Origin of the sequence: Pseudomonas sp. IzPS59 (assembly GCF_014863505.1) — a bacterium.
Classification (GTDB): domain Bacteria; phylum Pseudomonadota; class Gammaproteobacteria; order Pseudomonadales; family Pseudomonadaceae; genus Aquipseudomonas; species Aquipseudomonas kribbensis.
Map to the genome: position 1 here is coordinate 2,231,750 of NZ_CP062251.1, position 12,934 is coordinate 2,244,683.

The following is a 12,934-nucleotide window of genomic DNA, read 5'->3' on the forward strand; positions in this document are numbered from 1 at the left end:
GGGGCTCAGTCCCTTTTCCGATTTCAAATGCACAAGGAATGCGCCATGCACCGCTATGCTCAAAAAATTCACCAACTGATCCGGAGCCTGCTGCTTTTGTCTGTGATAACCGCGACCGGCGCCCAGGCGGCGGAAAAGATCGATCTGATCATCGATACCGATCCAGGTGCCGATGATGTGGTGGCCCTGTTGTTTGCTCTGGCATCGCCGGAGGAGCTGAACATTCGCGCGCTGACCACCGTGGCTGGCAACGTGCGTCTCGACAAGACATCACGCAATGCGCGACTGGCCCGCGAGTGGGCCGGGCGTGAAGAGGTGCCGGTTTATGCCGGTGCACCGAAGCCGTTGATGCGCACACCGATCTACGCCGAGAACATCCATGGCAAGGAAGGCCTGTCGGGTGTCACCGTGCATGAACCGAAAAAAGGCCTGGCTGAAGGCAACGCGGTCAACTACCTGATCGACACCCTGAAAAAAGCCAAGCCGCACAGCATCACCATTGCCATGCTTGGGCCGCAAACCAACCTGGCATTGGCGCTGATCCAGGAGCCGGAAATCGTTCAGGGCATCAAGGAAGTGGTCATCATGGGTGGCGCGCACTTCAATGGTGGCAACATCACACCAGTGGCCGAATTCAACCTGTACGCCGATCCGCAAGCGGCTGAAGTCGTGCTCAAGAGCGGCGTGAAACTGACTTACCTGCCGCTGGATGTCACCCACAAGATTCTCACCAGCGATGCACGCCTGAAGCAGATCGCGGCGCTGAACAACAATGCGAGCAAGATTGTCGGCGACATCCTCAATGAGTACATCAAGGGCGATATGGAGCACTACGGTATTCCGGGTGGCCCGGTGCATGACGCCACGGTTATCGCTTACCTGCTCAAGCCGGAACTGTTCACCGGTCGTTCGGTGAACGTGGTAGTCGACAGTCGTGAAGGTCCGACCTTCGGGCAGACCATCGTCGACTGGTATGACGGCCTGAAAGCCCCGAAAAATGCCTTCTGGGTGGAAAACGGTGATGCTCAGGGCTTCTTCGATCTGTTGACCGAACGCCTGAAGCGTCTGAAGTAATCAACAGGCCCGCAGGTGCCAGCCTGCGGGCCTTTATTATTCTTTCTCGATGTCCGATGTGCCTTTGAAGTCATCCGGATACTTCTCGAACAGCTGGGCAATAAATGATTGCGCGGCTTGTGTTCCCAGCGTCTTGACCAGCAGGTCGATGCTGATCAATGCCAATTCCTCCGGGCTGCCCGGACTGTAAGAACTATGGCCTTGTGGCCAGTGGGCCTTGATGTCGGCTGAGATGCTTACGGTCGTCATGATGGGCTCGGAAGGTTCGGGACTGGAGTCTTGAGTTAACCACTTTGTCCGGTGTTTGGCACTGCGACTTAGGCATGAGCGCAGGGCTATGCGACACTTGGTCGTCTTCGAAATAACCAAGGACCTGCGCTGTGCAAATCGATTTGAATTCCCCCGGCGGCCTGACGCTGGACGCCGTGCGTCTGATGCTGGCTTCGGCCAGCGACGATGAGCACACCCAGTTACGCGTGACCAAGGGCGGCATTGCGTATATCTCTTCGGGTGTCACGGGTGGCCAGGATATCGAAGGCTTGTCGTTTCGCCTGGAGACCTGGGCCAAGGGCTCGGGTTATGTGGGCAACGTTGCGGCCAGCGATGAGGTCTGGGTGATGCAGATTTTCAATGCGCTCAAGGAAAACTGGCCGAATCCGCCCTTTGACTACATCGATGTCTACTGAGCACTGGTCATATTCAGTGACGATTGTGTGAAGAAGTATCAGGCGTTGCTGAGGCAAACTCGCCGTTTTTCTGATCGTGGGGCAGGGGAGTGGCGCAGGTCATGAAACCAAACGCTGTATTGGCGGTCGCACAATGTTCGCTCAACTATTGAAAAAAGGAGGCTTCATGCCTTGGAAGCTCGCGTCACTGGGTACTCTGATGGCAGTTGCCATGCTGGCTGGCTGCACTACCACGTCCAGCGAGTCGCAGAAGGATCCTGTGGCGACCGAAACCGGTCACAGTCGTTGCGAGGCAACCGCTGCGGAGTTCGCCGTCGGCAAAAAGGCTTCGCCGGAATTGCTGGAGCAGGCGCGCAAAAAGGCCGGAGCGCAGAATGCCCGATTCCTCAAGCCTGACGACATGATCACCCTTGAATACCGGTCTGACCGGCTGAATCTCAATACCGACAATAATCTGGTGGTCACCCGGGCCAGCTGTGGCTGAGTTGTACAGACTTTTGTCACGCGCATAAAAAACCCCGTCACATGGACGGGGTTTTTTTAGTGCGCCGGGAAATTACTCTGGGCGAACTTGTGCAGCTTGCATACCCTTTTGGCCTTTCTCAGCCACGAAGGAAACGGTCTGGCCTTCTTTCAGGCTTTTGAAACCGTCGGATTCGATAGCTTTGAAGTGTACGAACAGGTCGTCACCGCCACCTTGAGGAGTGATGAAGCCGAAGCCTTTTTCATCGTTGAACCATTTAACGGTGCCGGTTTGGCGATTAGACATGGTGTATCTCCAAGAAACATATATTTTCAGTAGTACTGTGCTGCTCAGGCCAACTGGGCACACCGGGGTATCATAGTCGAAATGTTCGCTTTGGTAGCCCCCCGAACGTGCTGTTTGCTTTCATATTGCAGACGCTTCGACAGTTTGAATGTCTGTAACCCCCGGTTTCAGAGGCTTTCAGCCAATTCGGCGGGGTGTAAAAAAAGCTATAAAACCTGCATAAAATATCGGATTCGGGGGCATTCTGGCCGTTTTTTGCTCGCCGAATGCCCGTAAATCCGTTTGTCAGGGATTATTTCTGCACTCGGCAAACCGAGATTTCCTTCAGTGCGCGCTGACCCAGCTCACCGCTCGGCGGGGTGTTCTTGTCCATCAGCTGAGAGATTTCCTGGGTGGTGAATTTCTTCTCCAGGACATCAGCGCCACAGGTGCAGTGTTGTTTGGCTACGGTCGGGTTGACGCTTTGGCTGGCCGCTTTGGTGCAGTCGTTCATGTATTGCTCTTTGACGCCTTTCGGCCAGGCAGCCTGCGCGCTCAGCGGCAACAGCAGAACTAAAGGGACGACTGCGGCGAATAGGGTGTTCAGACGCATGCGAGGATGCTCCTTGTGGGTCGATGTCTTGTTATCTGATGGCTGAGTGGCCGATCAAGTTCATCACTCTGGCATAAAACTGACGATTTGCCTGCCGGTAAAACCAGAGTGCGTGTGTGACCGTTCATCTGTGCTAGCATGGCCGACTCGGGCGTTCGCAGGCTCCGGATGACCTTCAGTCCCGGCAGCGGCGACGTGCGAATACTCTGATTTGAATCCCAGTCACTCTGGTTCGGTTTTCCGGTTGGCCGCAAGGCTCCTGCCGCTGTAAGGCAGGCGTTCGTCATTGAATGGCCTGGATCGGATCTTGTACTGGCTCATCCCAACCCACGTGACCTTTGGTAGGGGTCACCACTAGGAGAGGAGGCGCCATGCCAACTATTACTCTTCCCGACGGCAGTCAACGTTCATTCGATCACCCGGTTTCCGTAGCCGAGGTCGCCGCATCCATCGGTGCAGGCCTGGCCAAGGCCACCCTGGCCGGCAAGGTGAACGGCAAGCTGGTCGACGCCAGCGACATCATCGACAGCGACGCAACGCTGCAAATCATTACGCCAAAGGATGAAGAGGGGCTGGAGATCATTCGCCACTCTTGCGCCCACCTGGTTGGCCACGCGGTCAAGCAGTTGTACCCGACGGCCAAAATGGTCATCGGTCCGGTCATTGACGAAGGCTTCTATTACGACATCGCCTTCGAGCGTCCTTTCACTCCGGACGACATGACTGCCATCGAGCAGCGCATGCAACAGCTGATCGATACCGAATACGACGTCATCAAGAAAGTCACTCCGCGCGCCGAAGTGATCGAAGTGTTCAAGGCCCGTGGCGAAGATTACAAGCTGCGCCTGGTCGAGGACATGCCGAACGAGCAGGCCATGGGCCTGTACTATCACGAAGAATACGTCGACATGTGTCGCGGTCCGCACGTGCCGAACACTCGCTTCCTGAAATCCTTCAAGTTGACCAAGCTGTCCGGCGCCTACTGGCGCGGTGATGCCAAGAACGAGCAATTGCAGCGCGTTTATGGCACCGCATGGGCTGACAAGAAGCAGCTGGCAGCGTACATCCAGCGAATCGAAGAAGCTGAAAAGCGCGACCACCGCAAGATCGGCAAGCGCCTGGGCCTGTTCCACACCCAGGAAGAAGCGCCGGGCATGGTGTTCTGGCACCCCAATGGCTGGACTCTGTACCAGGTACTCGAGCAGTACATGCGCAAGGTGCAGCGTGACAACGGCTATCTCGAGATCAAGACGCCGCAAGTCGTTGACCGTAGCCTGTGGGAAAAGTCCGGGCACTGGGCCAACTACGCCGACAACATGTTCACCACCGAGTCGGAAAGCCGCGACTACGCGATCAAGCCGATGAACTGCCCTTGCCACGTGCAAGTGTTCAACCAGGGTCTGAAGAGCTATCGCGAGCTGCCGATGCGTCTGGCCGAGTTCGGTGCCTGCCACCGTAACGAGCCGTCGGGTGCGTTGCACGGCATCATGCGCGTGCGTGCATTCACTCAGGACGACGCCCACATTTTCTGCACCGAAGAGCAGATGCAGGCCGAATCCGCCGCGTTCATCAAGCTGACCATGGATGTTTACCGCGATTTCGGCTTCACCGACGTCGAAATGAAACTGTCCACTCGTCCGGAAAAACGCGTTGGTTCCGACGAGCTGTGGGATCGCGCCGAAGCGGCCTTGGCCGCGGCCCTTGATAGCGCGGGTCTTCCGTACGATCTGCAGCCGGGTGAGGGCGCTTTCTATGGTCCGAAGATTGAATTCTCGCTGAAAGATTGCCTCGGTCGCGTGTGGCAATGTGGTACTTTGCAGCTCGATTTCAACCTGCCAGTGCGTCTCGGTGCCGAATACGTCTCCGAAGACAACAGTCGCAAGCATCCGGTCATGTTGCACCGTGCGATCCTCGGTTCGTTCGAGCGTTTCGTCGGGATTCTGATCGAGCATTATGAAGGTGCATTCCCTGCGTGGCTGGCGCCAACCCAGGCAGTGATCATGAATATCACTGATAAACAGGCAGATTTTGTTGCTCAGGTCGAAAAAACTCTCAACGAAAGCGGGTTTCGTGCCAAGTCTGACTTGAGAAATGAAAAGATCGGCTTTAAAATCCGCGAGCATACTTTGCTCAAGGTTCCATATCTCTTGGTTATTGGGGATAAGGAAGTCGAGATGCAGACTGTCGCTGTGCGTACTCGTGAAGGTGCTGACCTGGGCTCGATGCCCGTCGCCCAGTTCGCTGAGTTTCTCGCGCAAGCGGTTTCCCGGCGTGGTCGCCCAGATTCGGAGTAATTATTATTAAGCGTGAAATGAGACAAGATAAACGAACTGCACCGAAAGCCCCGATCAACGAGAATATCTCGGCACGCGAGGTTCGGTTAATTGGCGCTGACGGCGAGCAGATTGGCATCGTCTCGATTGATGAAGCGCTTCGTATCGCTGAAGAAGCAAAGCTTGATCTGGTAGAAATCTCTGCAGACGCAGTCCCACCGGTTTGCCGTGTGATGGACTACGGCAAGTCGATCTTCGAAAAGAAGAAGCAGATTGCTGCGGCGAAGAAGAACCAGAAGCAGATTCAGGTAAAAGAAATCAAGTTTCGTCCAGGGACGGAGGAAGGGGATTACCAGGTAAAACTGCGCAACCTGGTACGTTTCCTGAGTGACGGGGACAGGGCCAAGGTATCCTTGCGATTCCGCGGCCGTGAGATGGCCCACCAGGAGCTGGGGATGGAACTCCTCAAGCGGGTTGAACAAGACCTGCTCGAGTACGGTTCGGTCGAACAGCATCCTAAGATGGAAGGACGCCAGCTGATCATGGTCATCGCCCCGAAAAAGAAGAAGTAATCAACAGGGCACGGCAGGCCTTCTGATTATGTTTATCAACTGAATGCGGAGTATCCGAACATGCCAAAGATGAAAACCAAAAGTGGTGCTGCTAAGCGGTTTCTGAAAACTGCTAACGGTATCAAGCACAAGCACGCTTTCAAGAGCCACATCCTGACCAAAATGTCGACCAAGCGTAAGCGTCAACTGCGCGGTAGCAGCTTGCTGCATCCGTCTGACGTGGCAAAAGTCGAGCGCATGCTGCGCCTTCGTTAATTTTTGGATCAAGAATAGAGGAAGTAACTCATGGCTCGTGTAAAGCGTGGCGTCATTGCCCGTAAACGTCACAAAAAAATTCTGAAACTTGCTAAAGGCTACTACGGCGCTCGCTCGCGCGTATTCCGTGTTGCCAAGCAAGCGGTAATCAAGGCAGGCCAATACGCCTACCGTGACCGTCGTCAGAAAAAGCGTCAGTTCCGCGCTCTGTGGATCGCTCGTATCAACGCTGGTGCTCGTGTTAACGGTCTGTCCTACAGCCGTTTCATCGCTGGCCTGAAAAAAGCGTCCATCGAGATCGACCGTAAGGTTCTGGCTGATCTGGCAGTGAACGAAAAAGCGGTGTTTGCCGCGATTGTCGAGAAAGCTAAAGCCACCTTGGCTTAAGTACCCCCGACAGTCACCCGGCCTCACCTCTGTGGGGTCAGGTGGTAAACGTCATAAATAGGGGAAGAGCCTTCAAGCTCTTCCCCTATTTTGTATCTGGAGTCTGTACATGGAAAACCTGGATGCGCTGGTCTCTCAAGCACTAGAGGCTGTGCAAAGCGCTGAAGATATCAATGCCCTGGAGCAAATCCGGGTTCAATACCTTGGCAAAAAGGGTGAATTGACTCAGGTGATGAAGACCCTGGGGAATTTGCCGGCAGAGGAGCGTCCGCAGGTCGGCGCCCTGATCAACGTTGCCAAGGAACGTGTCACAGGCGTTCTCAATGCGCGCATGGCGCTGTTTGAAGAGGCCGAACTGGCTGCCAAACTGTCCGCCGAATCCATTGACGTAACCCTGCCGGGCCGTGGCCAGACCTCCGGTGGTCTGCATCCGGTAACCCGGACTCTGGAACGTATCGAGCAGTTCTTCACCCGCATCGGCTACGGCATTGCCGAAGGCCCTGAGGTCGAAGACGATTATCACAACTTCGAGGCGCTCAACATCCCAGGCCATCACCCGGCCCGGTCGATGCACGACACCTTCTATTTCAATGCGAACATGCTGTTGCGCACCCATACCTCGCCGGTACAGGTCCGCACCATGGAATCGCAGCAGCCGCCGATCCGCATCGTCTGCCCAGGCCGTGTGTATCGCAGCGACTCCGATATCACCCACTCGCCGATGTTCCACCAGGTAGAAGGCCTGCTGGTTGATCGCGACATCAATTTCGCCGACCTGAAAGGGACTATCGAAGAGTTCCTGCGGGTGTTCTTCGAAAAAGAACTGGCGGTGCGTTTCCGTCCTTCCTACTTCCCGTTCACCGAGCCATCCGCTGAAGTCGACATGGAATGCGTGATGTGCAGCGGTAAAGGCTGCCGCGTCTGCAAGCAGACCGGCTGGCTGGAAGTCATGGGCTGCGGCATGGTTCACCCGAATGTGCTGCGCATGTCCGGGATCGACCCGGAAGAGTTCTCGGGCTTCGCCTTCGGCATGGGCGTCGAGCGTCTGGCCATGCTGCGTTACGGCGTGAACGACTTGCGTCTGTTCTTCGACAACGACTTGCGGTTCCTCGCGCAATTTCGCTAGTCGTAACGAATTCTTAGGAGAGCAGGATGAAATTCAGTGAACAATGGCTGCGTGGCTGGGTTAGCCCGCAGGTAAATCGCGACGAGCTGGTTGCCCGTCTGTCGATGGCCGGTCTTGAGGTCGATAGCGTTACGCCGGCCGCCGGTGCATTCAGTGGTGTAGTGGTGGGCGAGGTTCTGAGTACCGAGCAACACCCCGACGCCGACAAGTTGCGTGTGTGCCAGGTGAGCAATGGTGCGGAAACCTTCCAGGTCGTGTGCGGTGCGCCAAATGTGCGTCCGGGCCTGAAGATTCCGTTCGCCATGATCGGTGCCGAGCTGCCGGGCGACTTCAAGATCAAGAAAGCCAAGCTGCGTGGTGTCGAGTCCAACGGCATGCTGTGCTCGCAAACCGAGCTGCAGGTCGGTGAAGGCAATGACGGTCTGATGGAGCTGCCGGCCGATGCGCCGGTGGGCGAAGATTTCCGCGTTTATCTGGATCTGGAAGACGCCAGCATCGAGGTCGACCTGACCCCGAACCGCGGCGACTGCCTATCCCTGGCGGGTCTGGCACGTGAAGTGGGCGCGTTGTACGACGCTCCAGTCACTCGTCCGGTGGTGATGACTGTTCCGGCTGTACACGACGAAGTGCGCTCGGTTGAAGTGCTGGCGCCTGCTGCGTGCCCGCGTTACCTGGGTCGTGTCGTCCGCAACGTTGACCTGTCCAAGCCTACGCCGCTGTGGATGGTTGAGCGCCTGCGTCGCGCCGAAGTCCGCAGCATCGACGCCGCCGTCGACATCACCAACTACGTGATGCTTGAACTGGGTCAGCCGCTGCACGCTTTCGATCTTGCCGAGATCAACGGTGGCATCCGTGTGCGCATGGCGGAAGAGGGCGAGAAGCTCGTTCTGCTCGACGGTCAGGAAGTCAGCCTGCGTAGCGATACGCTGGTGATTGCCGACCACACTCGCGCTCTGGCCATTGCCGGCGTGATGGGTGACGAGCACAGCGGTGTTTCCGCGACCACTCGCGACGTGTTCCTGGAGAGTGCGTTCTTCGACCAGATCGCTGTGGCGGGCAAGGCTCGCTCCTACGGTCTGCACACTGATGCTTCGCACCGCTACGAGCGTGGCGTGGACTGGCAACTGGCCCGTGAAGCCATGGAGCGCGCCACTGGCCTGCTGCTGGAAATCACCGGTGGCGAAGCCGGTCCGATCATCGAAACCGTCAGCGAGCAGCACCTGCCGTCGATCGCGCCGATCACTCTGCGTGCTCAGCGCATCACCCAGATGCTGGGCATGGAAATGGATTCGGCCGAAGTCGAGCGTCTGCTCAACGCTTTGGGTCTGAAGGTTTCCGCCGACGGGGCAGGGCAATGGCGCGTAGAAGTGCCGAGCCATCGCTTCGATATCAGCCTGGAAGTCGATCTGATCGAAGAGCTGGCACGTCTGTACGGTTACAACCGCCTGCCGGTTCGTTACCCGCAAGCTCGTCTGGCGCCGCAAGCCAAGGCTGAAGCGCGCAGCGATCTGCCGGAACTGCGTCGTCTGCTGGTCGCTCGTGGTTATCAGGAAGCGATCACCTATAGCTTCATCGATCCAAAGCAATTTGAGCTGTTCAATCCAGGTGTCGAGCCACTGCTGCTGGCGAACCCGATCTCCAATGACATGGCGGCCATGCGTTCGTCGCTGTGGCCGGGTCTGGTCAAGGCGCTGCAGCACAACCTGAATCGTCAGCAGGATCGCGTTCGTCTGTTCGAGAGTGGTCTGCGTTTCGTCGGCCAACTGGAAGGTCTGAAGCAAGAGCCAATGATCGCTGGTGTGGTTTGCGGCAGCCGCCTGCCGGAAGGCTGGGCGCAAGGTCGCGATACCGTCGACTTCTTCGACGTCAAGGCTGACGTGGAAGCGGTGCTGGGTTTTGCCGGTGCGCTGGATTCGTTCGCTTTCACTCCGGGCAAGCACCCGGCGCTGCACCCGGGTCAAACCGCGCGCATCGAGCGTGAAGGGCGTGAAGTCGGCTTTATCGGTGCGATTCACCCTGAACTGTCGAAATCCTTGGGGCTCGACCGTCCGGTCTTCGTCTTCGAGCTGGTTCTGGCTGAAGTCGCGCTGGGTAAAATGCCGAAATTCCACGAGTTGTCGCGCTTTCCTGAAGTGCGTCGTGACCTTGCACTGATTGCGCACAAAGACGTTGCAGCCTCGGCTGTACTGGACGTAATCCGTGAAAATGCAGGCGAATGGCTGACAGACCTCAGGCTATTTGACGTGTATCAGGGTAAAGGTATTGATCCTGATAGAAAAAGCCTTGCAGTCGGCTTGACCTGGCAGCATCCATCGCGCACTCTTAATGACGATGAGGTGAATTCGACGACGCAAAATATCCTCACCTCGCTCGAACAAAGGTTGAACGCCACGTTAAGGAAGTGACGTATGGGGGCTTTGACGAAAGCTGAGATGGCGGAACGTCTGTATGAAGAGCTGGGCCTGAACAAGCGGGAAGCCAAGGAATTGGTCGAACTGTTTTTCGAGGAAATCAGGCACGCTCTTGAAGACAACGAGCAGGTCAAATTGTCGGGTTTCGGCAATTTCGACCTTCGGGACAAACGCCAGCGGCCTGGCCGCAACCCGAAAACGGGGGAAGAAATCCCGATCACGGCTCGCCGTGTGGTCACCTTTCGTCCAGGGCAGAAGTTGAAGGCCCGAGTTGAGGCTTATGCTGGAACCAAGTCATAACGACGAACTACCCGTCATCCCGGGCAAACGCTACTTCACCATTGGTGAAGTCAGCGAGCTGTGTGCGGTAAAACCGCACGTGCTGCGCTACTGGGAGCAGGAGTTTCCTCAGCTCAACCCCGTCAAACGCCGCGGAAACCGCCGGTATTATCAGCGCCAGGACGTGCTGATGATCCGGCAGATCCGCGCGCTCCTCTACGATCAGGGTTTCACTATCGGTGGCGCGCGTCTGCGCCTGTCCGGTGATGAAGCCAAAGACGATACAACCCAATACAAGCAAATGATCCGCCAGATGATCGCCGAGCTCGAAGACGTTCTGGTGGTCCTCAAGAAATAATTTCCTGCTTTTAAATACTTCCAGTTTTCAAAAGCTTGCGATATATTCTTGAGCGCTCCTCGAGATGAGGAGCGAATTTCACGCCTAGTCGGGGCGTAGCGCAGTCCGGTAGCGCACTAGCATGGGGTGCTAGGGGTCGAGTGTTCGAATCACTCCGTCCCGACCATATTTTTCAATGACTTAGCCCAACTTTAGCGAGTTGGGCTTTTTCATGCGTGTGATTTTTGCGGAGGGACACCCCTGTGTTCTCCTCACGATGGTCAGAGCAGACCCTCTCCTCAATTGCCGACATGTTGTTTGCCGCCTTAAACAACGTTTCTAGAGAGTACAGTGGCTCGTATGCCGCCAGGTAGTGCCTGGTTCGCTGCACGATGCCTACTGCCATAGGGGCTTGAGAGGGTGAACTCTTAAGGGCTGAACCCTGGAATGGACGGGTGACTCGTGTTCCTTTTCCCGTCAGTGTTCACCAAGGGCATTTGCCATGCCTACAGTGATAGCCCTAAAAAGCTCCCGCTTGCTGGTGGAACTACCTCCTCAGGGAGGTAGTTTTCACGCATTGTTCTTTATCCTGGTTGATGACTACCACTGCCCCAGGTAGAGGCTGGAGTAGGTGTATTGCGGGCTTGCCATCGTGGTCGTCGATATGGAAAAGAACAGAGTTGCAGACACTACCAGCGCCATAATAATCAACAGCCAGTGCCGGCGGAGCAGGGCTTTTATTGATTCAGGTTCGGTGGTAAAGGCCAGGCAGCAATAGATTGCAAGATGCAGAGCAAGGAAGAAGCGAGTTTCGATAGCACCAGGAATAATGGCAAGGACCGGCAGCAAAATTAGTAAGGCCCAAAAAGCGCTCTTGAATTTCTGCTCGGCTTTTACCCGCTGAGTGGCAATGGCCAGTGTCATTACGAGTAAGCCTGAGAACAGAACCAAATAGTTGAACAGTGCCAGCGATGTTCGTTTTCCCGGATGCCCTACGGTATAAACTTCGCCATCACGCAGATCCAGACCGCTTACGATATGCCTGCCATAAATCCCTGCAAAATCCACTGGGTTTTGCAAAAGCAACGTGAAGTATGTACTGACTTCAAAAGGTCCGGAACCGATTTTGTTATCGATGAAAAGCTGCTCTCCGGCTTTGTCCATGTAAAACACAGCAGGTCCGGGTGATGTTTCGTCGATGGACGTTTCATAGCGCTGCATTGTTATTCCCCAGAGGAGCTGACTGGCGAATAACGATCGGTTGTAGGGGGATGTGGTGATGACTAGCGGAGAAAATGAATCATGGTTTTTATGATTGGCAATCACTTGCGGTATGCTTGCGATGGAGGCTCCGCAGAGAAAGATAACGGTTGCGAGTAGTCTGATACGCTTCGAGTGTTTGTTATAAACAACCAGCGATATGGCGAGCGTTAGCAGGATCGCCGGAAAAAGATAAATGGTTCTGGTGTTATAGGCGCCGTAAGCCATCAGGCCGGCGAATGCAAGTAATGCGCACTGTTTAAAACCCGTCGCCTTGTTGGCGGATGAAATAACGCAAACCGACGCGCTAACCATCAAGGCCAAGGCCGGCAGGTCGCTCAGTGTGTAAATGATGATCCCGGGGAACAATAGTGACACCAGAATCGGTGTAATCAGACGGCGCTGGAAGGTAGCCTTCCCCCCGAATAGATGCAAATAGAATTCCGGAAGCAATACGGTGAAAAAATAGGCGTATATCACCGAAGACATAATTCTATAGGGGAAATAGCCCAAGACGTTGAATGTGTCGGAGAGAAATCTTGCTGGCGTCAATAGGGCAGGGTAAAAATAACCTCTTATATCCTTTGGGAAGTCGAAAAGAAAGTCAGCGGCACTAAGCTTCCAATAGGTGCCCGCGTCCCAAGGAAATACTGAAACACCCTTTACCTTGTGCAAGGCTATGAAGAACAGTGTAGTTACAATGAAAGCTGCCAGTTTTTGATGCCGATGGAGCAGGTTGGCGATACTGCTTTCCTTTGTGGCCAGGCTGTATTCCATTTGGGTCATATAATACCGTGTGCTTGTAAGATTTGATGGTGGGCTGTTTGGGTTACTGTTTGTAAGTATTTTTATACGGTGTTAATGGAAGTTTTTGCCGTTTTCAACTGGTTTCCAATATGCGGATAAAGAGAGT

General features: G+C 55.3%; 15 protein-coding genes and 1 tRNA gene. 12 read left to right on the plus strand and 4 right to left on the minus strand.

What is annotated here, in order from left to right:
* Positions 1-45: 45 nt before the first annotated feature.
* Complete coding sequence (locus IF189_RS10055) at positions 46-1,074, plus strand: nucleoside hydrolase (protein WP_134826097.1); 1,029 nt, start codon at positions 46-48, stop codon at positions 1,072-1,074.
* Positions 1,075-1,110: 36 nt separating this feature from the next.
* Here the strand turns inward: IF189_RS10055 and IF189_RS10060 are convergent, their stop codons facing one another.
* Positions 1,111-1,323, minus strand: a complete 213-nt coding sequence (locus IF189_RS10060) for a hypothetical protein (RefSeq protein ID WP_085712027.1) — start codon at positions 1,321-1,323, stop codon at positions 1,111-1,113.
* Positions 1,324-1,454: 131 nt separating this feature from the next.
* Here IF189_RS10060 and IF189_RS10065 point away from each other — a divergent pair, with 131 nt between their 5' ends.
* Together IF189_RS10065 and IF189_RS10070 are read left to right on the plus strand one after the other, a co-directional pair.
* Positions 1,455-1,760, plus strand: a complete 306-nt coding sequence (locus IF189_RS10065; protein ID WP_192553204.1) for a hypothetical protein — start codon at positions 1,455-1,457, stop codon at positions 1,758-1,760.
* Between the two features lie 166 nt (positions 1,761-1,926).
* Complete coding sequence (locus IF189_RS10070; RefSeq protein WP_134826099.1) at positions 1,927-2,244, plus strand: I78 family peptidase inhibitor; 318 nt, start codon at positions 1,927-1,929, stop codon at positions 2,242-2,244.
* Between the two features lie 72 nt (positions 2,245-2,316).
* Here the strand turns inward: IF189_RS10070 and IF189_RS10075 are convergent, their stop codons facing one another.
* Positions 2,317-2,529, minus strand: coding sequence for a cold-shock protein (locus IF189_RS10075; RefSeq protein ID WP_003179963.1), 213 nt, complete (start codon positions 2,527-2,529; stop codon positions 2,317-2,319).
* Positions 2,530-2,821: 292 nt separating this feature from the next.
* Positions 2,822-3,121: a hypothetical protein gene (locus IF189_RS10080; protein WP_085712030.1), complete on the minus strand. Its 300-nt coding sequence runs from the start codon at positions 3,119-3,121 to the stop codon at positions 2,822-2,824.
* 371 nt (positions 3,122-3,492) lie between these two features.
* Here IF189_RS10080 and thrS point away from each other — a divergent pair, with 371 nt between their 5' ends.
* The 9 genes from thrS (at position 3,493) to IF189_RS10125 (ending at position 10,948) form a co-directional block, all read left to right on the plus strand.
* Positions 3,493-5,415, plus strand: a complete 1,923-nt coding sequence (gene thrS, locus IF189_RS10085; RefSeq protein WP_085689202.1) for a threonine--tRNA ligase — start codon at positions 3,493-3,495, stop codon at positions 5,413-5,415.
* Positions 5,415-5,966, plus strand: coding sequence for a translation initiation factor IF-3 (gene infC / locus IF189_RS10090; protein ID WP_170929631.1), 552 nt, complete (start codon positions 5,415-5,417; stop codon positions 5,964-5,966). The genes thrS and infC overlap by 1 nt, the downstream gene beginning before the upstream one ends.
* A gap of 60 nt (positions 5,967-6,026) precedes the next feature.
* A complete protein-coding gene (gene rpmI, locus IF189_RS10095) occupies positions 6,027-6,221 on the plus strand; it encodes a 50S ribosomal protein L35 (RefSeq protein ID WP_002553160.1) in 195 nt (64 codons plus the stop codon).
* Positions 6,222-6,251: 30 nt separating this feature from the next.
* The gene (gene rplT, locus IF189_RS10100) at positions 6,252-6,608 is read left to right on the plus strand and encodes a 50S ribosomal protein L20 (RefSeq protein ID WP_007913489.1); all 357 of its coding nucleotides are present in this window, start codon (positions 6,252-6,254) and stop codon (positions 6,606-6,608) included.
* Between the two features lie 109 nt (positions 6,609-6,717).
* On the plus strand, positions 6,718-7,734 hold the full coding sequence (gene pheS, locus IF189_RS10105; protein ID WP_085712031.1) for a phenylalanine--tRNA ligase subunit alpha: 1,017 nt from the start codon (positions 6,718-6,720) through the stop codon (positions 7,732-7,734).
* A 26-nt stretch (positions 7,735-7,760) separates the two neighbouring features.
* Positions 7,761-10,139, plus strand: a complete 2,379-nt coding sequence (gene pheT / locus IF189_RS10110) for a phenylalanine--tRNA ligase subunit beta (protein ID WP_192553205.1) — start codon at positions 7,761-7,763, stop codon at positions 10,137-10,139.
* A gap of 3 nt (positions 10,140-10,142) precedes the next feature.
* Positions 10,143-10,445, plus strand: a complete 303-nt coding sequence (gene ihfA, locus IF189_RS10115; protein WP_002553164.1) for an integration host factor subunit alpha — start codon at positions 10,143-10,145, stop codon at positions 10,443-10,445.
* Complete coding sequence (locus IF189_RS10120) at positions 10,426-10,782, plus strand: MerR family transcriptional regulator (protein WP_003179985.1); 357 nt, start codon at positions 10,426-10,428, stop codon at positions 10,780-10,782. The genes ihfA and IF189_RS10120 overlap by 20 nt, the downstream gene beginning before the upstream one ends.
* A gap of 89 nt (positions 10,783-10,871) precedes the next feature.
* A tRNA-Pro gene (locus IF189_RS10125) sits at positions 10,872-10,948 on the plus strand.
* 413 nt (positions 10,949-11,361) lie between these two features.
* Here the strand turns inward: IF189_RS10125 and IF189_RS10130 are convergent.
* A complete protein-coding gene (locus IF189_RS10130) occupies positions 11,362-12,798 on the minus strand; it encodes a hypothetical protein (protein ID WP_134826145.1) in 1,437 nt (478 codons plus the stop codon).
* Positions 12,799-12,934 lie beyond the last annotated feature (136 nt).

Bases quoted from the DNA above. Each gene is read 5' to 3' on its own strand.
- IF189_RS10055 (WP_134826097.1), top strand. From the start codon at position 46: ATGCACCGCTATGCTCAAAAAATTCACCAACTGATCCGGAGCCTGCTG.
- IF189_RS10060 (WP_085712027.1), bottom strand. From the start codon at position 1,323: ATGACGACCGTAAGCATCTCAGCCGACATCAAGGCCCACTGGCCACAA.
- IF189_RS10070 (WP_134826099.1), top strand. From the start codon at position 1,927: ATGCCTTGGAAGCTCGCGTCACTGGGTACTCTGATGGCAGTTGCCATG.
- IF189_RS10075 (WP_003179963.1), bottom strand. From the start codon at position 2,529: ATGTCTAATCGCCAAACCGGCACCGTTAAATGGTTCAACGATGAAAAA.
- IF189_RS10080 (WP_085712030.1), bottom strand. From the start codon at position 3,121: ATGCGTCTGAACACCCTATTCGCCGCAGTCGTCCCTTTAGTTCTGCTG.
- thrS (WP_085689202.1), top strand. From the start codon at position 3,493: ATGCCAACTATTACTCTTCCCGACGGCAGTCAACGTTCATTCGATCAC.
- rpmI (WP_002553160.1), top strand. From the start codon at position 6,027: ATGCCAAAGATGAAAACCAAAAGTGGTGCTGCTAAGCGGTTTCTGAAA.
- rplT (WP_007913489.1), top strand. From the start codon at position 6,252: ATGGCTCGTGTAAAGCGTGGCGTCATTGCCCGTAAACGTCACAAAAAA.
- pheS (WP_085712031.1), top strand. From the start codon at position 6,718: ATGGAAAACCTGGATGCGCTGGTCTCTCAAGCACTAGAGGCTGTGCAA.
- pheT (WP_192553205.1), top strand. From the start codon at position 7,761: ATGAAATTCAGTGAACAATGGCTGCGTGGCTGGGTTAGCCCGCAGGTA.
- ihfA (WP_002553164.1), top strand. From the start codon at position 10,143: ATGGGGGCTTTGACGAAAGCTGAGATGGCGGAACGTCTGTATGAAGAG.
- IF189_RS10120 (WP_003179985.1), top strand. From the start codon at position 10,426: ATGCTGGAACCAAGTCATAACGACGAACTACCCGTCATCCCGGGCAAA.
- IF189_RS10130 (WP_134826145.1), bottom strand. From the start codon at position 12,798: ATGGAATACAGCCTGGCCACAAAGGAAAGCAGTATCGCCAACCTGCTC.